The organism is Paenibacillus sp. FSL L8-0436 (assembly GCF_038593025.1).
Classification (GTDB): domain Bacteria; phylum Bacillota; class Bacilli; order Paenibacillales; family Paenibacillaceae; genus Paenibacillus_AQ.
Genome location: NZ_CP151955.1, coordinates 5464299 through 5486520 on the forward strand (window position 1 = coordinate 5464299; position 22222 = coordinate 5486520).

Annotated in this window: 14 protein-coding genes and 1 pseudogene; 6 read left to right on the forward strand and 9 right to left on the reverse strand. The window is 44.2% G+C overall.

Going from position 1 to position 22222, the window contains the following annotated elements; all coding sequences use genetic code 11:
- Positions 1–94: 94 nt before the first annotated feature.
- The 5 genes from NSS79_RS25090 to NSS79_RS25110 all read right to left on the reverse strand — a co-directional run bounded on the left by NSS79_RS25090 (position 95) and on the right by NSS79_RS25110 (position 7798).
- On the reverse strand, positions 95–2212 hold the full coding sequence (locus NSS79_RS25090) for a serine hydrolase (RefSeq protein ID WP_342436596.1): 2118 nt from the start codon (positions 2210–2212) through the stop codon (positions 95–97).
- Positions 2213–2463: 251 nt separating this feature from the next.
- Entirely contained in the window at positions 2464–3855 is a 1392-nt protein-coding gene (locus NSS79_RS25095) for a sigma 54-interacting transcriptional regulator (protein WP_342436597.1), read from the reverse strand.
- A 111-nt stretch (positions 3856–3966) separates the two neighbouring features.
- On the reverse strand, positions 3967–4911 hold the full coding sequence (locus NSS79_RS25100) for a DUF561 domain-containing protein (RefSeq protein ID WP_342436598.1): 945 nt from the start codon (positions 4909–4911) through the stop codon (positions 3967–3969).
- A 55-nt stretch (positions 4912–4966) separates the two neighbouring features.
- Positions 4967–6202 carry an OFA family MFS transporter gene (locus tag NSS79_RS25105; RefSeq protein ID WP_342436599.1) on the reverse strand — a complete coding sequence of 412 codons (1236 nt, stop codon included), beginning with the start codon at positions 6200–6202 and terminating at the stop codon, positions 4967–4969.
- Between the two features lie 24 nt (positions 6203–6226).
- The gene (locus NSS79_RS25110; protein ID WP_342436600.1) at positions 6227–7798 is read right to left on the reverse strand and encodes an acyl CoA:acetate/3-ketoacid CoA transferase; all 1572 of its coding nucleotides are present in this window, start codon (positions 7796–7798) and stop codon (positions 6227–6229) included.
- Between the two features lie 928 nt (positions 7799–8726).
- On the opposite strand from NSS79_RS25110, the gene NSS79_RS25115 reads away from it, so the two are divergent.
- Together NSS79_RS25115 and NSS79_RS25120 are read left to right on the forward strand one after the other, a co-directional pair.
- Positions 8727–9959 (forward strand): nitrate/nitrite transporter, encoded by a 1233-nt coding sequence (locus NSS79_RS25115; RefSeq protein ID WP_342436601.1) that lies wholly within the window; start codon positions 8727–8729, stop codon positions 9957–9959.
- Positions 9960–9996: 37 nt separating this feature from the next.
- Positions 9997–14208: a sulfite reductase subunit alpha gene (locus NSS79_RS25120; RefSeq protein WP_342436602.1), complete on the forward strand. Its 4212-nt coding sequence runs from the start codon at positions 9997–9999 to the stop codon at positions 14206–14208.
- Positions 14209–14338: 130 nt separating this feature from the next.
- Here the strand turns inward: NSS79_RS25120 and NSS79_RS25125 are convergent.
- The 4 genes and pseudogenes from NSS79_RS25125 to NSS79_RS25140 all read right to left on the reverse strand — a co-directional run.
- Positions 14339–14584 (reverse strand): annotated as a pseudogene (locus NSS79_RS25125) (N-acetylneuraminate synthase family protein); the annotation flags it as partial.
- Positions 14580–15803, reverse strand: coding sequence for a glycosyltransferase (locus tag NSS79_RS25130; RefSeq protein ID WP_342436603.1), 1224 nt, complete (start codon positions 15801–15803; stop codon positions 14580–14582). The pseudogene NSS79_RS25125 and the gene NSS79_RS25130, both read right to left, overlap by 5 nt.
- 32 nt (positions 15804–15835) lie before the next feature.
- A complete protein-coding gene (locus tag NSS79_RS25135) occupies positions 15836–17386 on the reverse strand; it encodes a glycosyltransferase (RefSeq protein WP_342436604.1) in 1551 nt (516 codons plus the stop codon).
- A 227-nt stretch (positions 17387–17613) separates the two neighbouring features.
- Positions 17614–18273 carry an acetyltransferase gene (locus tag NSS79_RS25140; RefSeq protein ID WP_341095236.1) on the reverse strand — a complete coding sequence of 220 codons (660 nt, stop codon included), beginning with the start codon at positions 18271–18273 and terminating at the stop codon, positions 17614–17616.
- Between the two features lie 182 nt (positions 18274–18455).
- On the opposite strand from NSS79_RS25140, the gene NSS79_RS25145 reads away from it, so the two are divergent.
- Genes NSS79_RS25145 through NSS79_RS25160 form a run of 4 tightly spaced genes read left to right on the forward strand, consistent with a single transcriptional unit; the run spans position 18456 to position 22208 of the window.
- The gene (locus tag NSS79_RS25145) at positions 18456–19385 is read left to right on the forward strand and encodes a glycosyltransferase (protein ID WP_342436605.1); all 930 of its coding nucleotides are present in this window, start codon (positions 18456–18458) and stop codon (positions 19383–19385) included.
- Positions 19386–19442: 57 nt separating this feature from the next.
- The gene (locus NSS79_RS25150) at positions 19443–20138 is read left to right on the forward strand and encodes an acyltransferase (RefSeq protein ID WP_342436606.1); all 696 of its coding nucleotides are present in this window, start codon (positions 19443–19445) and stop codon (positions 20136–20138) included.
- A gap of 14 nt (positions 20139–20152) precedes the next feature.
- Positions 20153–21265 carry a DegT/DnrJ/EryC1/StrS family aminotransferase gene (locus tag NSS79_RS25155; RefSeq protein WP_342436607.1) on the forward strand — a complete coding sequence of 371 codons (1113 nt, stop codon included), beginning with the start codon at positions 20153–20155 and terminating at the stop codon, positions 21263–21265.
- Complete coding sequence (locus NSS79_RS25160; RefSeq protein ID WP_342436608.1) at positions 21252–22208, forward strand: Gfo/Idh/MocA family oxidoreductase; 957 nt, start codon at positions 21252–21254, stop codon at positions 22206–22208. Before NSS79_RS25155 ends, NSS79_RS25160 begins: the two co-directional genes overlap by 14 nt.
- Positions 22209–22222 lie beyond the last annotated feature (14 nt).

Here is a 22222-nt window from a genome sequence, read left to right on the forward strand (position 1 = left end):
TTTCTATTTCATAAGGAGTCTTATTAACAAAACTACGACGCTCCCACCGTATCTATTGAACTAGATATATGAACTCCTGTCGCTGTACGCCCTCTCAGTTGCCCGCTTCCCCGGACTTCTCCGTCAGTCCGGCAACGATCTGATTGATCGGATTCGTGAACAGAGCATACAGAATTGCAGCATTCTCCTTTTTGCTCAGCGCATCTCTGGACTTGAAATCAACAGCCCCCTTGGCATCAGCCTTGATGTCAGGTCCGTACAGTCCCAAAGCCACGGCCATCCTCACCGCCGGAACCGCCCATTTATCCGTTTTGCCGGCCAGCTTCACATCTTTGAACAGCTCATCCGGGTACTGTGCGCTGAGCAGTTTCCACACCATTACTGCCGCCTCCTGGCGGGAAATGACCCGGTCAGGCTGGAACTCTCCCCCTGGCGTTCCTTGAACCATTCCGAGTTCAACGGCCATCTGTACATAAGCGGCATCAGGATGACCCTGCAGATCAGGGAATGCCAGCTTCTCTGTCTTGCTCTCTTTTATATTGCTGCTCTCCAGCATCAAGCGCACATACTCGGCACGCGTAGTTCCCGCCTCAGGCTGAAAGCTGAGCGCCGCATCATTCGGCAGATATCCCAGCGACTGCAGCATCATAACCGGGGCCGCATACGGATGGCTCGCGGTGACATCGGCATAACCGACACCATCCGGCCCTTTTTGCTCATAGCTGTAAGGATTGAGGTACGGTTCTTTCAGATAGGCGCCTTGCCCGCCCGAAGTCATTTCAAAGCCAGTAAATTTCTTGGTAAGCTCATCAATGAACAAATTATCGTCCACCTGACGCAGCTGGCGGGTGCCCAGCAATGCATCGCTAATGCTAAGCGCACCATCTTTTACAGCAACCGTGGAGACCAAGCTCTTGAGACGGAGATCCGCATAGTAGCCGGTGAACGCATCCAGGGCTTCGGCGCTAAGCGGCTGGAAGGTTCCCAGCTTCGCTGGTGCGGCATATTGCGGGAAAAACGCCTGGATAAACGCCGGGTAAAACAGCTCCCGCAGCACGCTTTGCTGATTATAGGCAATAAAAACCCCGGTATTCTGTTCCGGAATCAGGAACATATAAGAGCTGAAGCCGATTAAATCGCCTGCCTTGGTGATAATCTTGGAGCTGCTGCCGGCACCGGGAAGCTGCATGGGCGCTTCGAAGCCGTAGGTGGTATTCGGCAACAACGGATGGATGGAGGAGCGATATTCCTTCATGGCATCTACTGTACTTTCAGCCAGAATGCGCTTATTTCCCGCCACACCCCCATTCAGAAAAGCAGTCATGAACTTGCCGATATCATCGGCGGTGGACAACATGCCTCCATGGGGCATGACGGTTGGAGTTACTGTATACAAGTCAAGCGCCTTGCCTCCGGCATCATAGGCCGTAGCGAGATCTTCCTTCAGCTTGCCTTCCAGCAGGAAGCCGCTTTTATCCATATTCAGCGGTGCAAATACATGCTTCTCCATATAATCCTCATAGGACTCGCGGCTGGCCTTCTCCACTACCAGACCGAGCAACAGTGAAGCGAAGTTGTCATACATGTAAGAAGTGCCCGGCTCTCGGACAACCGGCGGCATGTGCTGCAGCACATAATCCTCAATCGATACCTTTGTCCCGAAATCATCATTGATATCTTCCGGCTGGGGGTCCTGAATCCGGAACCCAGTGGTATGGGTCAGCAGATCCTCCACCGTTACCGGAACCCCGAAGGGATTCTCGAATTCAATCGGTCCTGTATAGGTCTGAAAATCCGCTTTCAAATCAATTTCCCCTTGCTCTACCAGCTGCATAGCGGCAGCGGCGGTGAAGGTTTTGGATACCGAGGCCATGCGGAAGACCGTTTCATCAGGGTCTACCTCCGTTTTACCGGCCTTGTCCGCATAGCCGAAACCTTCTTCAATCACCGTCTTGCCATCCTTGACCACGATGACAACCGCACCGGCAAGCTGCGCTTTCACTTCTTTCATACTGAAGAATTGCTTGAGGAACGCCGCAGCATTCTCTGTCGTCAGCGGCTTGGCTTGCCCGGTAGCAGATGCCGGAGGAGGAGACGCGGGGGAAACGGCAGACGCATGCACCATCGGGGCCATCGTAGTCAGAATCAGGGTAGCGGCAAGCACAGTCCTCGTCCAAAAAGCGGGACCGCTACGCAACATTGACAAATTCATTCACTTCACTCCATTTCCATTAAAATAATAGGTATAGCGGTTATTACGGAATTTTATGGATACGGGTTCATTAAATTCTAGCTCCACTAAGATGAATATAAGATCATATTTGTTTCACCGCATCAGTTCATGCGTGGACAATCTGCCCCTGGAACAAAAAAAAGCTTCAGCCCAATTGAGCTGAAACCTTTGATTTTATGATTACCAGAATTAAAGTTTTAATAGCTTTCCATTCAGGACAGCTTGCCCAGTTATAAGGTTTTGGGGGCCAGCACTTCTTCCATTTTCTTTAGCTTTCTGTAAATAACCGATCTGTCCACACTTAATTTCTTGGCCGCTTCTGTTCCGTTCCCATAACAATCTTTCAGTACTTTTTTTATATAACGCCCCTCTGCTACTGCAGTGAAGTCTTTCAGAGTAGACAGCTGATGTTTATTTTTTTCTATGAAGTGGTCTATTGAATACCAATCCGCAACATTATCCTCTTCCTGTTGGCTAATTCCCATGTATTCCGTAACCACAAGTCTTTCGATATAATTCCTTAACTCTCTCGCATTCCCATGCCAAGGCTGACTAAGCATCTTATCAAACTCTTCAGCACTTAAGACATATTTCTTACCGTACATTTGATTGAAGCTGGCTATAAAACTGGAGATTAATCCTACAAGGTCTAGTTTGCGGTTGCGAAGCGGAGGAATATGAATCGGGATCACATTAATCCGATAATATAAATCTTCCCGGAACAGACCTTTTTTTACCATACTCCACAGATCCCGACTAGTAGCTGATATAACACGACAATTGATCGGTATATTAGTGATGCCGCCGACTCGTCTTACTTCCTGATTCTCAAGAACCCGCAATAATTTGGCTTGCATCTCGAGCGGCAAATCAGCAATTTCATCCAGAAATAGAACCCCATCATTGGCAATTTCGATCATGCCCTTCTTCACTTCCGCCTGCCCTTCAAAGACTCCTTTTTCGTATCCAAACAATTCATATTCAAATCCAGCCGGAGCAATAGCTGCGCAGTTAATCGCAATGAAGGGACCCTTCCACTTTTCACTCTTTAGATGAATATATTTCGCTATAACCTCTTTACCCGTTCCGGATTCACCATATATTAACACTTTACTGTCGTAGGATGCTATTTGGTTACAGACTTTAATAATTTGTTTCATTGCCAAACTTTCGGCAACAATACCTTTCCCTTTTCCCGCTGCAGCTTCTCCTAATTGCTTGCTGATTTGCTGGGTAACAGGTACATTAGCTTCATAATAGGTATGCTCCTGTTTGAATTCATTTGAAGTGGTGACTACCAGCTGTACCTCCCCATCCTTATCCAAAATAGGAATAGCTGTCGAGAATATATGAAACCCTCTTGACGTAATGATATTTTTAGATACTTTTTGTTTACTTTGAATGGCTTCCATCGTAATGGAATGACCATAATAACCTGCTTTCACCAAATCCTGGACGTTGGCCTTTAGCAGATCCTCTAATTGAACTCCAATGGTTAAAGCGGTAAATTCATTGGAAATTAATATATTTCCGTTTGGGTCGGTGACAAATAAAGTAGAAGGCAATTCTCCAATAATTTCGTCTATCGTACGTTTACCTGATTTTTTATTTCTTTTCGTCAAATTTATCAGTCCTATACAGTTGTATTAACGCTTACTTCATATTCAGAAAAAAAAGCCAAACGATATCATTACGTAAATGATACCACTTGGCTAATATATATCACACTTTAATTATGCACCAACAATTGATAATTTCCCCAGCTTCTCAAGGATTTCTTGAGCCTCTTCAAACATAGTGGTAATCATCTCTTCAACCGTGGTAATCTCATTAACCATCCCACAAATTTGTCCTGCCATTACAGAGCCAGTATCCGTATCTCCTTCGAATACGGCTCTGCGCAAAGATCCCAAACTTAATTTCTCTAACTCTTCACGAGAAGCCTTTTCATTTTCAAGTCTAAGGAATTCAGCAATCATACTATTCTTAATACTTCTAACAGGACCACCCAGGCTGCGGCCAGTAACCGTTGTGCTCGTATCATCTGCGGTAATTACTGCTTGTTTGAAGTTCTCGTGAGTAGGGCATTCCACTGTAGCCAGGAACCGGGTTCCAACCTGAACGCCCTGTGCTCCGAGCGCAAATGCAGCTGCTACTCCACGGCCATCCGCAATCCCGCCGGCTCCAATAACCGGAATGGAAACCGCACTAACTACTTGAGGCAGAAGAGCCATGGTCGTTGTTTCACCAACATGTCCGCCTGCTTCTGTTCCCTCAGCAACAATCGCATCAACACCTAATGCTTCCATTTTCTTAGCGATTTTTACAGAAGGGACTACCGGAATTACGATAATGCCATTTTCTTTGAGAGTCTTCATGTATGGAGCGGGCGTGCCTGCACCAGTGGTAACAATCTTCACATTTTCTTCTATAATGACTTGAATAAGTTCAGGGATATTGTTCATCATCAACATCAAATTTACAGCGAAGGGTTTATTGGTGCTTTCTTTTGCCTTACGAATCTCGTCACGAAGACGATCAGCAGTAAATCCGCCTGAACCAATAATGCCTAGTCCTCCCGCATTAGAAACAGCACCTACTAAAGGAGAAACGGCAATTTGAGCCATACCACCTTGAAATATCGGATATTTAATACCTAATAATTTTGTAATCGACATTCTTATAAACCTCCATTTTTTTGATCGTTTTTGATCGTTAATATAACTAAGTATCTTAAGCAGCTTTAGTGGCTTCTGGTTTTGGCTGTTGTTTTTCCATTGCTTTGAAAACAAAGGTTAAGGCAAAACCAACCAAGGAGATAACCAGAGCGATGTAAAAAGCATTCGTGAACATTCCGTCATTAGCTGCTGCAACCTTACCGGCAATTCTCGGTCCGAAGAATGCTGCTCCTGAATAACCGATAAAAGTTACACCATAGTTCACACCGTAATATTTCATCCCAAATTTCTCGCCAACAATAGAAGGGAATATTCCCATGGTTCCGCCAAAGCATAAGCCAATTCCTACGATGGCTACCGCAAATCCGGCTATTGTTGTAGATAATGCTATAGTCAACATCATGCCCGCAATGACCAGATAGATAATGAGCAGACATTTTACCCGCCCAATTTTATCGGAGACAGCGCCCCAGAATACACGACCAATGCAGTTACTGAGAGAGTATAAACTTACATATAGTGCTGCGGCTGCGGCTGAAAGTCCAAACATCTTCTGACCGATTACAGAAGCATTAGCTGTTACCATCATTCCTGACAAGGCACCGATTAAGAACAGGCAGGCAATCACATAGAATAATGGCTTCTTTATCATTTCGCGCCACTCTATATTAACTCCACCCTTAGAAGCTGCAGCAGCCGGAGGCGTCCAGCCCTCAGGAATATAACCGGCCGGGGATGCTTTAACGAGTAGAGCAAGGCTTAGAATGACTACTAAGAAGGCGGCCCCGAGCATTATCAGTGCTGGCTGGACACCATTGCCGCTAATTAACGCGTTAGCTATAGGTGCTATAACGATGGATCCGCCCCCATATCCCGCTGTAACAATTCCGGCAGCTAATCCTCTTTTATCCGGGAACAGCTTAACACTGTTCCCAATTGTAGCTGAATACACAATTCCCTGACCTATTCCGGTAATTACACCGTATGTGATATACAGCATCCAAGGAGCGGTTGCCAATCCGGAAAGAATAAATCCAAGCCCAAACATTGCTCCACCAATGAATATAGCCTTCTTGGCCCCCCCTTTATCCACCAATTTCCCTCCCAGGATCATTGGAATTGGAGATATAGCGGCATTAATAGTAAAAGCCATCATAATATCCGGCATCGTAACATTAAATACTTTGGTTAACGGCAGTGCAAAAATACTGAATGCGTATATTGCACCTACACAGATATTAATGATCGTTGATGCAATTAATATCCTCCAACGATTCAACTTTACATTCATGACATCATCCCTTTTTATGGTTTATTAAATCCGATTTTTCGCGGCAATAATAGACTTCAATTTTCCCCAGTTTTCCTGGAACATGGCTTGATCCATTTCTTTAAGATTTGGTGAGATCGCCGGCTCAAATTCCATTTGATCCAGAATATGAGTCTGCAAGTCAACACCTGGTGCTATTTCAGTTAATGTAACTTTTCCATCCTGCAGCTCGAATACTGCGCGCTCAGTAACATATACAACGGGTTGCCCAACTTTGGCGGCATATGAACCGCTGAACGTGATTTGTTGCACCTTCTTAATGAACTTTTTCACTTTTCCCTCTTGGAGTATTTGCAATTTTCCATCTTCAGCCTTGACCTCTAGCCCGCCAGCAGTAAATGTACCTGCGAACACAAGCTTTTTGGCAGCTTGAGAGATATTAATAAACCCGCCGCATCCAGTTACACGAGTTCCAAATTTGCTGACATTTACGTTCCCGAACTCGTCTGTTTGAGCCAAACCAAGGACAGATAAATCGATTCCGCCACCATCATAGAAATCGAACTGCGAGTCATGATCTACAATAGCCTCAGAGTTATAAGCATGACCGAAGTCTTTCAGACCTGCGGGAACACCACCAATCGAACCCGCCTCTGTTGTCAAAATCAGTTGGTCGCTTACTCCCTCTTCTGCTGCTATGTTTGCAACATTAACCGGAATTCCAACCCCAAGATTCAAGATCGTATTCGGTTGAAGCTCTACTGCAGTTCGGCGGGAGATGATTTTGCGCTCATCCAGCAGTAGGGATTCAATAGACTCTGTAGGTACTTTTACATGACCGGAGAATGCCGGATTATAATGAGTGTTTTCTGTCTGGTAATGATTTTCCGGTTTAGAAACAACAATATAATCTACTAAAATCCCTGGTACTTTAACATCCTTAGGATTAAGAGTGCCACACTTTGCGACCGTCTCTACCTGGGCGATAACTATACCTCCCGAGTTGCGGACAGCCTGGGCGATAGGCAGAACCTCCATATGCAGGCCTTCTTTTTCAAGAGTCAAATTGCCATTCTCATCAGCCACGGTTCCGCGGATCAAGCCGATATTAATAGGGAAGGATTTATAGAATAACCACTCTTCGCCCTCTAATTCAATAACCTTCACTATGTCTTCCTTCGTAGACGGGGACATTTTTCCGCCTTCGACCCGAGGATCTACAAACGTCTCCATGCCTACTTTGGTAATCACACCAGGACGTTTAGCTGCAATTTCCCGGTATAGCTGAGTAATTACACCTTGGGGCAAATTGTACGCTTCACATTTGTCTTCTTCGATGAGCTTAGCCATCCCGGGAGAAGCAATTGCAATTCCACCAATCCATCGTTTAATTAATCCCTCATGGCCTAAGTGGCTCATTCCTTTGTCCCGGCGGTTGCCGACTGCACTCGCATGCATTACAGTCAAATTCTTCGGTAGTCCTGTTTGCACGAAACGATCTTCAATGGCTATTCCCATCTCTTCTGCCCAGCATGATAATCCAAACCCGCTGGCTGCAACTGTATCTCCATCTTTAATTAGTTCCGCTGCTTTTGCGGCTGAAATTACTTTTGTCATTTAATCTGCTCCCTCATATGTGAATATTTTCACTTTTCTGATTAAAAAATAAAACTATTGCTTCGCATGCCTCAAATCTGTTGTGAAATATTTCGCAATGTCATCGTATTACAGAAAAAAGAACGGGTCAACAGGCCCAAAATAGCTTTAAATCAAGGCTTTTTTCTGTAGATTTTTTGCGACTCACTCTTTTGAACACACTCTTTTTAAGCGCATTTTTTCTTTAATGATTAAAAGCCTTTTGGAATAGACAGGTGAAATTCAACTCTAATTTTTTCTTATTCGGATAGGATGTAACAGTCGCAAAATAACCACACTATTTCATTCATCTTGTTTAAAAGATATAAAAACAACCTGGAGGCGACCTTTCATATTCGGCGAATTATACCAATTCGTGCAGAATGCATTTTAAGATATTTTATAAATATCAAGAAAAAAATAAAATATTTTTCCCATGTTGAGTAAAATGCATTTTTGCAACACCTGAATCTCTTGAAAAAACAGAGCTGTAGTTCAATTTATCCCCATTGCCAATCACCTGAAGTCCACTTACCAAAATCAGCATAATTACGTTAGAATACATAACATATATAATCGAAAAAAGCTCTAAAAGTGCATAAATATTAAAAATTTTAAATTTTATGTTATTATTATTGACATTTGCGGTGTGGCTATTTATATTGACAATATAAGATTTCAACGACACAACATTGTGTCAACGAAGGACGCAACGGTTTCTCCCCACAATGCTGTGGCTAGGATGGCTTGTTGCACCGGTATTCTTACATCTACTTATAAAGTCAGTCACGATGACGTGGCTGCAATTGGCAACGGGGCCGATTAACAAAATCCGCAGTGCGGGTTCTGTCAGTCGGCCCTTTTTTGCCGATTCACTTACTTGGGGTTCACAAAAAGGAGGATGTCAGCAATGGAAGCCAAAGGTTTTCGCAAGGCGGGTCATACCCCGAGTTTGTTCTCAGCTTTTTTGTATTTTGACGTAAGCTTTATGATTTGGGTGCTGTGCGGAGCTCTATCGCTCTACATTACCAAGGACTTCGGATTATCGGATACTCAAAAAGCAGCCATGGTCGCCATCCCTATCCTCGGCGGCTCGATATTCCGGATTCCGATGGGCATACTGGCTGACCGCATTGGCAGTAAAAAAGCGGGCCTAATCGGGATGTTCCTCACCATTATCCCTCTTCTGTGGGGCTGGCTTGGCGGAACCAGCCTGCTTCAGATCCATATGATCGGATTCCTGCTCGGTTTTGCAGGTGCAAGCTTCGCCGTATCGCTTTCCCTTGCAAGCCGCTGGTACCCTCCGCAATATCAGGGGCTGGCGATGGGCATTGCCGGCGCAGGGAACAGCGGAACCGCGCTGGCCACTTTTTTCGGACCGCAGATCGCCCAGGCTTACGGATGGCACAGTGTGTTCGGGATTGCGCTGATTCCTCTGGCGATCGTTATGATTGTTTTTGCCATATTGGCTAAAGACGCCCCGAATGCCCCTGCGTCAAAGCCGCTCAAAGACTACCTCAGCGTCTTCAGGCATGCAGATACCTGGTGGTTCTCGATGTTCTACGCCATTACCTTCGGCGGCTTTGTCGGGTTCGCTAACTATGCGAGCATTTTCTTCTATGATGTGTATGGCGACGGCGTACACTCCGGGGGTCTAACCAAAGTTCAGGTGGGATACCTGGTTACCATCACAGTCATCGCGGGCAGTTTCTTCCGGCCTTTAGGCGGCTGGATCGCGGACCGGATTGGCGGCATGCGCCTCCTTCTTGTTTTATACAGTGTGATTTCAGCATGTGCGTTTGCCATAGCGTCAATGCCGGGTTCATTCCTGGTGATGCTGCTCTATACCAGCGTAATGATGGCCTGCCTCGGGATGGGTAACGGCTCAGTCTTTCAGATCATCCCCCAGCGTTTCTCCAGTGAGATCGGAGTCATTACCGGAATTGTCGGTGCTGCCGGAGGTCTTGGCGGATATTTGCTGCCGACCTATATCCTGGGCCCGCTGAAGCAGTCCACAGGCTCACAGGTCACCGGATTTCTGTTGGTCGGTTCCATTGTGCTCCTTACCACCCTTATCTTTTACGCGGTAACAAGATCCTGGAGAAAATCCTGGGCGAAGGCAGAATCCGGGGTTAATTTCTAACCAGCTTGTGCAGAAAACTTTGAGGCGGTGAACTCACATGACAACTGGCAAAATCAAAAGCGTCTGTCCTTACTGCGGAGTTGGCTGCGGGATCATACTCGAAGTATCGGATAACCGCGTGGTCAAAATCACCGGAGATAAGGAGCATCCGGCCAATTTCGGCCGGCTGTGCACCAAAGGCAGTACTGCTGCAGCCGCGATCACAGAATCCGGCCGGATGGAGTATGCATACAGCCGCCCGTCCCGGGGGACTGAACCTGTCAAAATGGAAATAAATGCAGCCATCCGCGATACCGCGCAGCGGCTGCGCAGCATTCTGGAGGAACACGGACCGGAAGCCCTCTCCATCTATGTATCGGGCCAGATGTCTCTGGAGGCCCAGTACCTGATTAATAAGCTGGCCAAGGGCTTCATCCGGACGCCAAATATGGAGTCCAATTCACGTCTGTGTATGGCAGGTGCCGGCAATGGCTACAAGCTCTCTCTGGGAGCAGATGGGCCTCCGGGTTCTTATCAGGATATGGATCAAACGGATTTATTCTTCGTTATTGGCGCTAATATGGCCGACTGTCATCCGATTCTGTTCCTCCGGCTGATGGACCGGGTGAAGAGCGGAGCCAAGCTGATTGTCGTTGACCCCCGGCGGACGGCAACTGCGGAGAAGGCTGATTTGTTCATGCAGATCAGACCCGGAACGGATCTCGCCCTGCTCAACGGACTGCTGCATCTGCTTGTAAAAGGCGGCTATACGGACCCGGCCTTTATCGGCCGCTTCACCTCTGGTTTTGAGAGCATGGAGGAATTCCTGGAGGACTATCCGCCGGATAAAGTCTCCGAAATAACCGGCATCCTGGAAGCGGATATCCGGCAGGCGGCCGAGTGGATCGGCGAGGCGCCGGAGTGGCTGTCCTGCTGGACCATGGGTCTCAACCAGAGCATCCACGGCACCTGGCACACGAATGCCATTTGCAACCTGCACCTTGCTACAGGAGCCATCTGCCGTCCGGGGAGTGGCCCCTTCTCACTCACCGGACAGCCCAATGCCATGGGCGGCCGGGAGATGGGCTACATGGGTCCAGGCTTGCCCGGCCAGCGTTCTCTGTTGTCGGAAACCGACCGAAGCTTCATAGAAAAGCTGTGGGAGATCCCCCATGGAACACTTCGAACCGATACCAGCGGCGGCACCATTTCCATGTTCGAAAGCATGATCTCAGGCAAAATCAAAGCCTGCTGGATCATCTGCACCAATCCGGTGGCTACCGTTCCCAACCGCAAGAAGGTCATCGCTGCCCTGGAAGCGGCTGAACTGGTCATTACCCAAGACAGCTTCCTGGAAACGGAGACCAACCGGTATGCGGATATTCTGCTGCCCGGAGCCTTATGGGCTGAAGGTGAAGGGGTGATGATTAATTCGGAGCGCAACCTGACCCTGATGCAGCAAGCCGTCGAGCCGCCTGGAGAGGCCATGCCGGACTGGCAGCTTATCGCCCGGGTAGCCGCTGAAATGGGTTATCCTGAAGCTTTTTCCTACTCTTCTTCGGCAGAGGTCTATGCGGAAATCCAGCAAGCCTGGAATCCAAAAACAGGATATGACCTGCGCGGGGCCACCTATGCGCGGCTGCGTGAAACGCCTGTGCAGTGGCCTAGTGCGCCGGATCAGCCGGACGACCGGAATCCGATCCGTTATTTGAACCGTCAAGGCGGCGACAGTTCTCCGGATATCGTGTTCCCGACAGAAAGCGGGAAAGCTGTATTCTGGGCACGTCCGTATATGCCGCCTGCAGAGATGCCAGACAGCGATTATCCCTTTGTGCTGAATTCCGGCCGCTTGCAGCACCAATGGCATACGCTGACCAAAACAGGCAAAGTTCCCAAGCTTAACAAATTGAACCCGGGCCCCTTTGTGGAAATTCACCCGGAAGATGCTGAGGTGCTGGGAATTAAAGACCGAGATCCGGTGGAACTCCGATCGCGGCGGGGGCTGGCAATTCTCCCGGCGGTTCTTTCAGACCGCGTGCGCCCCGGCAACTGTTTTGCCCCCTTTCACTGGAATGATGTCTTTGGATCACAACTGGCTGTCAATGAAGTTACCAATGATACCGTCGACCCCCTGTCCTTACAGCCCGAGTTGAAATTTTGTTCTGTGTCACTGGTCAAGGCTGCAGGCCAGCCTTCCGGGGAACCACATGCGCCGGTTACGGACAGCAATCCGGCTTCAACTCCAGCCAGCACTGAGACCGCCCGTCCGAAGGAGGCCGTAACTATGAAGCAACTCGACACGCTCGCGGGCATGCTTGGGATTGAAGCCCCCGGAGCCATGATTCTGGATAGCCACGAACAGGCTTATCTGTCCGGCTTCCTCACTAGCCTACGCACCGAGGCCGGCCGGTCCGCTTCCGGCATTCCGGTGCTGCCGCCCGCTGCGCCTTTTGAGCCGCCAACCCGCTTCTTTGTAGATGGCCTGCTGGCGGGCATGTTCTCCCGCACTCCCCTCCCCGGGGCGGAAGCTGACTCAAGACCCGAACCATCATCGGATCCAGCCCCTTCGGAGGTTGCCCCGTTCCCGGAGAGCACCACGACAACCAGCCTTCCGGTAACCGTCCTATGGGCCTCACAGACCGGAAATGCGGAGGGTGCAGCCATCGACTGTGCCAAGAAGTTACAGCAAGCCGGTTATGATGTGCAGCTCGTAAATATGAATCAATATTCCGTGAGCGATCTGGCCAAGAACCGGTTTGTCCTGTTCATCGCCAGCACCTTCGGAGCCGGCTATCCTCCTGACAATGGAGAATGCTTCTTCCAATCCCTAAGATCAGAGAATGTCCCACTGCTACAGGATCTGCATTATGCCGTGCTCGCTTTCGGAGATTCCAATTACGATCTCTTCTGCGGCTTCGGGCGGAACCTGGATACCCGTCTGGAGGAGCTTGGCGCACAGCGGCTGCTTGACTGCGCCCATTGCGATACGGACTTTCAGGAGCAGGCGGATGCATGGACGAATGATATCTCAGTATTGTTGAGCGGATTTACAGGCAGCCCGAAGCCCAGTGTACCTGCCGCAGCAAGCGGTAACTCGTCCACTCCGGTTGACGTATCCGTCCCGGTTACCTCAAGTTCGGAACCACGCGGATATCACCGGAACCACCCGGTACCTTCACGGCTGCTGTTCAAGCAGAATCTGAACAAGGCCGGATCTGAAAAAGAAACCCGCCATTACGCCTTCGACCTTACGTCTGCCGGAGTACAGTTCGAAGCAGGCGATGCTCTGGGCGTATGGCCTGCCAATTGTCCTGATTTGGCCCGCAATCTGCTGCACACACTGGGCATTGAACCTACGACTCCGGTAATGGTCAAAGGCCAGGGAGAACTGCTGGTGACCGAAGCACTGCTCCGTCATTTTGAGATTGCCCGCGTTACTCCGGACATGCTCCGGTTCATCCGGGACCGCACTCAGGATGCCCGGTTAAGCAAGCTCCTGGAAAGTGAGAACCTGGCGGACCTCAAGCAATGGCTGTGGGGTCGTCAACTGATCGATGTGCTGCAGGAATTTCCGGTTTCCCTGAGCGCACAGGAACTTCTGGAACAGCTCAAGCCTTTGCAGCCTCGCCTCTATTCGATTTCTTCCAGTCCGAAAGCAAATCCGAACGAGGTTCATATAACAGTTTCCACCGTTCGCTACGAGAACAACGGCAGCGCCCGCAAGGGAGTATGCTCCACATTTCTCGCCGACCTCGCTACTGAGGATACAGACATTCCTATTTTCATTCAAAAGAATGCCCATTTCCGTCCGCCGGCAAATCCCGAGGCCCCGATGATTATGGTCGGTCCGGGCACAGGCATTGCTCCGTTCCGGGGTTTCCTGCAAGAGCGTAAAGCGTCTGGAGCCAAGGGAAGAAATTGGCTGATCTTCGGGGAACAGCGGGAAGACAGTGATTTTTATTTCTACGATGAGCTTGAAGTTCTTCAGACGGAAGGTTTCCTGCATCGGCTGGATACAGCCTTTTCGCGTGATCAGGCTGACAAAATCTATGTACAGCACCGCATCCTTGAGCATGGAGCCGAGCTATGGGCCTGGCTTCAGGAAGGCGCACACTTCTATGTATGCGGAGATGCCCGGCAAATGGCCAAAGAAGTAGATGCCGCACTGAAGAGGGTGATCCAGCAGCACGGTGGTATGACTGCGGATGAAGCAATTAATTATGTAAAAGAAATGTCGTTATCCAAGCGGTACGCGCGGGATGTCTATTAAGAAGACAACAACGCGGGCAGCGATTCTCCAGTAACGGGAGAATCGCTGCCCTGCTGTCTTTTTACGTTTTTTCAAATAACAGGACTGTCTTATTCATGGATACTCCAGTTTACCCCGTTATACCAAGGGTTGTTTGAAGATTTGAGGTTTCGGGTGAAGCTGGATAACTGCTCGTGCATTTCAATAAAATGAAATCATTGCAGCCTGCATCCGTAATTGTTTTTACTAAATTTTCAATTTCACCAAGCGAAGCCATCCCTGTTGAAATAATCATCGGCTTTCCTTTGGATGCGACTTTTCTTAATAAAGGGATATCATTATTTTTGAAGGAGGCAATCTTGTAGCAAGCAACATCAAGGATTTCTAAAAATTCAATGTTTTTCTACGGTATAATAAACATCTTTAATATGGTCATAATTTGCTGCAATTTGCCGTAAAGTATCATTAGCTTTTAAATCAGCGGCAATTACGGTATCAAAATGCTGACTAATTCGAATCAATTCACTTTTATTTTCGTAAAATATAAAATGAACCGCTTGATGTGGATATATTTTTGTAAGATATTCTTTAAAATGAAAAGGTACAGCCAATTTTAGAAGTATATTATCTCTATACATTCTTTTTGTTTCTTTTATCATCGTTTCAAGGTTTCTATTTTTTTCCAGGTCAGAGCAGAAAAGCAAAATAGCCCTATTGTAATCATACATACAACTGCTATTAATTAGCGCTAGATCAATTTCTTCCCTTATTCTTGCAAGTTCAATGTTATTTTTTATTTCAGTGTAATGATGTTTAACAATTGTTGGTGTATGTTTTTCCCGTAGAAGTCTCCCTGCATTTTTCCTTTTCTCGTTTTTTTCTTCAGTATTATAACTTTTGGATTTATAATGATAAATATAGCAATCATCGGCAACCTTTAGTTTAAACCCTGCATTGACTGCCCGAATACAATAATCATCCTCTCCCCCATAGCAAGGAAAGTTTATTTCATCCTGATCACCTATTTTTTCAATGACGGAACGGTTAATCATATAACAAAACCCATTCACTTGATTAACAACTGGAAATATTCTTTTTGATTGTTGTTCTATAAAATATGCCATTTGTTCAATGGTTAGCTCTTTACCTCCTAATTTTTTCAATTCGTTTACCGTGCCTCCATTTCCATTAACATCCTTAGGTACTGACTGATAGCTGGCCGAATTTGATAAAGGTCCAACAATCCCTGTACTGCTTTCAGATTCCATACAATCCATCAGTTTTTCTAACCAATGAATAGATACAATTGTGTCACTATTTAATAACACACAATATTTTGATGTAAACAATTTCAGTCCTTGATTTGATGCAATTGTGTAATCAGTCTTTGAGTTATTAGTTTTTAATTTACAATCATATTTCCTTGCGAAAGAAGCTAAATAGTCTTTTGTTTCTTTTTCACTCCCACTATCCACAATGATTAAATTGAATGGAATGGTTTTTTTTGCTATCAAGGATTCTAAGCACAATTTGACATACTCCAACGCGTTATATACACAGACTATTACATCTATAGTATGTGATCTGTTTAAATTACCACTCTCCAATAATCTCACCTCTCCCTCTATTTTTTTCTCCCTTTTAAAGGCTAAAAGTTCATTCTATATAAGCGATTTCGCATTTTAATAATTTCTGGACGTCTTTTTGAAAGACTTAATGATTCAACAATAAAAGTTGAATTAGCAGTTGGAATTAGTTCATGCTTAAACCCCTGTGAATAAGTGCGTTTAAATATTTCTTGTGTTGCCCCACCATATTCATCAACACGCTCACAGAACATGCCAGCTCTTATTAGATCATTTCGGTAAACACAAGAGAAGTTCTCAACAAATCCTTTTATTCTTCCTTTTGTACCAAATAACCATTTTTTAGGCATTAGATTTTTGACAAATTCACTAATAGCATTGGAATGCATACTTATACGCTGATCGCAAAATACTAAAATATCACCACTTGCCTCTATTATCCCTACATTACGAGCTCTAGCTAGCCCATAATCATTTTCCTTTCGGGATGTGTTTCGATATACAACTGGAAAAGAGACTGAACGTGCAAATTCCTCTATTACTGACTGATTTTCACTATTCGGATTGTCATCACAGATAATTAACTCTTTATTAACATAATCTTGGGCAGCAATAGATTGTAAACAATTAAGTATTGTATGATGATATTCATAAATTGTTACAATTACAGAGACTGGGGTTCCAGGAAAAAGGGAACTGTAAAGCTTTTGATAATTGTATGCTCTGCGTTCGTCTGCTTGTTTTGAGCCAATTTGCCAAGCTCTCTCGCGCATAACTAAGAGCTCTTGCTCGTTGCTCAGAAGATTCTCAATAGCATTTGTCAATGAAGCGACATCATTTAATGGAGACTCTAATAATCGCATACTATTCTTTTTGTTAAGTTCTGGCACATGTCCGACTAAACGGGAAAGAATTGGCACCCCAGAGATCATGGCCTCTAATATTGAAACAGGTCCAATCTCACTTTCATCCGAGTTACAAACGAATAAGGTAGATTGATAATACAATTGTTGAAGTTCTTCCTTACTCACCTCTTGTCGGTAAGTAACACGTCCAGTTTCTAACACTTTAGTTAAATAGCTTTCATCCGATTTTCGACCAACCAATAAAAGGTTTAGCCCAAGGTTACGGCATGCAACTGCTACTTCAAAAACTCCCTTTTCTTGCTTTATTTCATCGGTAACCATAATCAAATTTTTATTATTCGTCCACTTGTCATTAAAAGTCCAGAAATTAGTATCCACTGTTAAAGAAATAAATACGCTGCCCGGTATTCTTCTTTGCATCGTTTTATTTGAAGAGACTACTTTATCAAACATGCTATATTGACTGTTATTTAGATAATCAGGAATATGGTTGGTTAATATTTTTTTCTTTTCTGAAAGCCAGGAATACCTGTTTAATAGCAAAAGCGCAATATGAGGATGTTGAAAATCAATAATGTCTGCATCCTTACCGTATTTTTCGAATCGCATAAGTTGAGAAGTACTTGGGGTTGTAGGATGTACATCGAAAACTTGGTAATCATAGCGATCCATATAGGGCAATAAACCATTAGCTAAATAATCTATATTTGAACCGATCTGGTCAATTACGCTAACTATTTTTAACAAAATTATATCCCACCCTTTCCTCCCACTATAAAATAATAAGTGCTCTTGTTTACTCACTCGTTCTTAGATTTTCAGTCAGTTCTCCCCAAGCTCTGGATCTTTTCGTTCCTAGGATTTGCGCGAGTAGATTTTCCACTCACATCCTCAATTAACTTATGTCTCAAATTTAATCATTGTCACTTAATTTGAAAGAAAAGGCTACTGATTGTATCCCCCCCCCGGCCACATCAGCGGGTATATCTTAAAAATTTTGCTGGGTTACCAACAACTACATTGTTTTTCGGAACATCACGCAAAACGGCACTATTCATCCCAACAAGTGAAAAATCACCTATTGATACATTTTGTTTTATTGAGCTATTTGTTCCTATATAGCATGATTTACCAATTGCAACAACACCGGAAATACAAACTCCACCAGCAATACAGGAGTAATCGCCGATAATATCATCGTGACTTATCACTGTATTTGGAAGGATGATTACATGATCACCAATTTTAACATTTGATGTAATCGTGACATTCTGGAAAATAACCGTCCCCCGACCAATATCAGACATTTTTGATATATGGGCAGTAGGATGAATAATAGTTTCGAATTTTTCGATACCGACTTTCGTCTTTGCTATAATAGATTCTTTTTCCCAAAAATTTCGAGGACTTCCTATACCGTTCACAATAAAATGCGATGGAGGAAGATCTTTGGCAGTGGGAAGCGGGCCAAGAATGGGTAACCCTGCAATCCTTTGTCCCCAATGATCTGGGTTATCATCAAGAAATCCGACACATTCATATTTTAATTGAATAGCATTAATGTCATTTATTGTATCCAAAATATCAATACAGTTTCCACCTGTACCTAAGATAACAATTGGTCTGATTGTCATTATTACACACTCCTTGAAAGTCGATTAGTTATATTAATGTATGAGATATTAAAAATGTGTTTAATCGGAAATTCCATTCATGTCTATGGAATGTTAAACATCCAATGCATAATATAATTTTGAAACTTGTAGATGGATTTTTCATAAGTTGATTGTATTGACTAATTTGAAAGGAGTAACTTATGGAAAAACTCAAGATATTATATATTAGCCGTGATTTTTCCAAAAAGACGGAAAGACATCCATATTATCTCTCTCAGGCATTGTCTAAGGTAATCGATTTAGTGCTATGGAGTGAGCCAGGGGATATTCAAAATATCCTGAATCATATCAGGTTTAGGCCGGATTTTATATTGATCAATGATCCGGTTGACAATCGTTCTCCCATCATCACCGGACTCTCCTCTCTTAATATCCCATTCGGTGTTTTCATGTATGATCTTCATCGACTCGTGCAAGAACGTATCCTTTTTATTGAGCAGAATCATGTTCCATATATTTTCACACTTTGTCGAGATTACTTTATAAATAGGTATCCCAAATATCTCCAAATAATGAGGTGGCTGCCTCACTTTGCCAATGAAGAGGTCTTTAAAGATTATGGGTTACCTAAAGACATCGATTGTTTAATGATGGGGGTAGCAAGGAGGTATTATCCGTTAAGAAAAATCATGTATGATGCTTTAATAGATAAGCCTTTTTTTGTTTATCATCCACACCCTGGTTACGAAAACCAGGATGAAACCAGGAAAAATATTATTATAGGAGAAAAATATGCTAAGGAAATTAATCGAGCAAAATTATTTTTAACATGTGATTCAACCTTCCATTATCCATTAGCAAAGTATTTTGAAGTTCCGGCTTGCAACACTCTTTTACTTGCGCCACCCTTAAAAGAGCTAGAGGATATAGGATTTATACCGGATGTACACTTTGCCTCTATTAATGAAAAGAATTTTTTGGAAAAGATTGAGTTCTATTTAACACATGATCAAGAACGGGTAAAGATTGCAAATGAAGGTTATAGAATGGTTCATACAAAACATTCAGCGACGGTACGTGCCTTAGAGTTAGTAAATATGATTAAGGGTATCTTAGGTACTCACAATTGATATAAGAAAGTGGAGTTACAATTTTTTCTAATTTGATACCAAAAAGAGGGGATGCAAATGATTGATAGATTTAGAGAGAATGCAAATATAGGTGAACTGGTCGTAATTCAGGAGGGTGTCGTATTAGGAAAAAACGTTTCTATCGGGCATCATACGGCTATTTTGGGAAATACCCGAATTGGGGATAACGTAACGATAGGATCTCACTGTATTATCGGAGTTTATCCCGGTGGAAATGCAAATATGCGAAAAACGGAGACTACTTTACCTCCACTTGAGATCAAATCTAATGTCAAAATAGGAAATCATGTTTCGATTTACACGGGAACTATAATCTCTGAAGAAGCATTCATTGGGGATCAAGCAAGTATCCGTGAAAAAGTACGGATTGGAGCGAATACTGTCATAGGTCGAGGTGCCATGGTTGAATTAAATACATCAATTGGTTCGCATTGCACCATCCAAACCTTAGCTTATGTTACGGCAGATACTACGATTGAAGATCACGTCTTCATTGGTCCATGCGTTTCCATGTCCAATGATAAATATATGGGAGCAAAAGAATTTACATTGAGAGGTCCTTATATTAAGGAAGGAGCAAAAATAGGGAATAATGCATCATTGTTACCTGCCATCATTATAGGTAAGAATACTGTGGTTGGTGCAGGGGCCGTTGTGACAAAAAATGTGCCGGATTTTGAGACAGTTGTAGGAAACCCAGCAAGAAAAGTACCGGATAAAAATACCTTGTAAAGGAATGAAAACAAATGATACCTCAATTGGATTTGAAGGCGGAATACGAGAGTGTAAAGGATGAGATACAGAAGTCAGTTCATGAAGTTCTGGAAAGTGGATCCTATGTTCTAGGGAATAAAGGAAAGCAAATTGAAAAATTGTTATCCGAATACGTAGGGACCTCTTATGGCATTGGGGTTGCGAATGGGACAGATGCACTCCTTCTTTCATTGGAAGCCATGTCTATTGGGGATGGAGATGAAGTCATTACTCCCCCCTTTACCTTCTTTGCCACAGCAGAGGTTATTGCTCGTGTCGGGGCAAAGCCTGTTTTCGTCGATATTGATCCCATAACGTATAATATGAACCCCGCTTTGATTGAACAAGCGATAACAAAAAAAACGAAAGCAATTATGGTTGTACACCTTTTTGGACAATCGGCAGATATGGAAAAGATTATGGAAATAGCGAAAAAATATCGTTTAAAGGTTATTGAGGATGCATGCCAATCCATCGGAGCCACTTTTAATGGGGAAAAAGTAGGATCATTTGGTGATACAGGTTGTTTTTCGTTTTTCCCTTCCAAAAATCTTGGAACATATGGAGATGGAGGTATGGTAGTAACGAGTGATAAGGATTTATATGAAAAAATTAAAGTATTGAGAAATCATGGAAGCGAAAAAAAATATGTACATTCTGATATCGGTTTAAACAGTCGGTTAGATGAAATCCAAGCAGCCATATTAGAAGTGAAATTGAAGAGACTAGATGATTGGAATCAAAAAAGGAGAGAAATTGCGAACCGCTACTCAGAAAAGTTGATAGGTTTGGTTAAAACCCCTATTACGGTGAAGAATCGGGAACACGTCTTTCACCAATACAGCATTGAAACAGACAACCGCGACGAATTAGCCTCATACCTAAACCATAGAAAAATTGCTACAGGCATCTATTATCCCCTACCCCTTCATCTTCAACCTGCCTTCCATGGACTCCATTATCAAAAAGGAGACTTTCCAATAGCAGAAAAGGTTTCGGAAAAAATCCTGGCCCTGCCGCTTTATCCAACGTTAAAAGAATACGAACAAGATTATGTAATATCCTCAATTAAAGAATTTAAGGGTGATAGTAATGGAATTAATTAATATTGGGGTAGCCGGAGTCGGAATTATGGGCATGAATCATTGCCGAACCCTGGATAAGATGAAAAATGTCCATTTTGTTGGTGTTTATGATAACGATATGAAACGGTGCCTGAAAATAGCTAAGGAGTACGATGTTTGTCCTTTTTCGTCATTTAGTGAATTATTAAAAAAAGTGGATGCAGTAATCATTTCTGTTCCAACCAGTTTACATTTCACTTTCATCCAACAGGCATTGCAGGAAGGAAAACATGTTTTGGTTGAGAAACCATTCGTCAGTTCGATGAAAGAGGCGGAACAAATTAAACCATTAATCAAGGCTAAGAATGTCATTGTTCAGGTAGGGCATGTGGAAAGATTCAATCCGGTAATTCAACAGCTAAACAAAATTATTAATCGCCCCAAAATGATTTCCATTGAAACGAGGCGATTAGGGGCCCTCAACCGAGTGATTGACATAGATGTTATTTTTGACCTTATGATCCATGACATTGATATTGTCTTAAGTTTGGTCGGAAGTCCGATTCAAAGCCTTTCTGCGGTAGGTTATAGCCTGACGGAATCTGGGCAGATGGATGTGGCTAATGCTGTGCTTACTTTCAAAAATGGGGTCATAGCAAATCTGGTAGCCAACCGCTTATCTCAGGAAAAAGTAAGGACGTTGACGATCACCGAAAGAGATCGGTTGATCAAATCTGACTATATGACCAAAGAGTTATTTATCTATCAAAAAGTGGATTCTGTTATAGAAAAAAATCTATCCTACCGACAAGAAAGTATAGTTGAAAAGATCATCGTTCCCAACACTGAACCCCTTTTTGCTGAAATCGCTCATTTTGTGCAATCCATTCGAATGAAGCAATGTTCCATTGTAGGACCTGAAGAAGCAACCCAAGCCTTGGAAGTCGCACAGATGATTAGAGCATACATCGAGGGGAACAAGTAACAAGTGGAGGTGGA

Coding starts and splice junctions, on each gene's coding strand:
- NSS79_RS25115 (WP_342436601.1), top strand. CDS start 8,727: ATGGAAGCCAAAGGTTTTCGCAAGGCGGGTCATACCCCGAGTTTGTTC.
- NSS79_RS25140 (WP_341095236.1), bottom strand. CDS start 18,273: ATGACAATCAGACCAATTGTTATCTTAGGTACAGGTGGAAACTGTATT.
- NSS79_RS25110 (WP_342436600.1), bottom strand. CDS start 7,798: ATGACAAAAGTAATTTCAGCCGCAAAAGCAGCGGAACTAATTAAAGAT.
- NSS79_RS25100 (WP_342436598.1), bottom strand. CDS start 4,911: ATGTCGATTACAAAATTATTAGGTATTAAATATCCGATATTTCAAGGT.
- NSS79_RS25120 (WP_342436602.1), top strand. CDS start 9,997: ATGACAACTGGCAAAATCAAAAGCGTCTGTCCTTACTGCGGAGTTGGC.
- NSS79_RS25150 (WP_342436606.1), top strand. CDS start 19,443: ATGATTGATAGATTTAGAGAGAATGCAAATATAGGTGAACTGGTCGTA.
- NSS79_RS25160 (WP_342436608.1), top strand. CDS start 21,252: ATGGAATTAATTAATATTGGGGTAGCCGGAGTCGGAATTATGGGCATG.
- NSS79_RS25145 (WP_342436605.1), top strand. CDS start 18,456: ATGGAAAAACTCAAGATATTATATATTAGCCGTGATTTTTCCAAAAAG.
- NSS79_RS25105 (WP_342436599.1), bottom strand. CDS start 6,202: ATGAATGTAAAGTTGAATCGTTGGAGGATATTAATTGCATCAACGATC.
- NSS79_RS25090 (WP_342436596.1), bottom strand. CDS start 2,212: ATGAATTTGTCAATGTTGCGTAGCGGTCCCGCTTTTTGGACGAGGACT.
- NSS79_RS25155 (WP_342436607.1), top strand. CDS start 20,153: ATGATACCTCAATTGGATTTGAAGGCGGAATACGAGAGTGTAAAGGAT.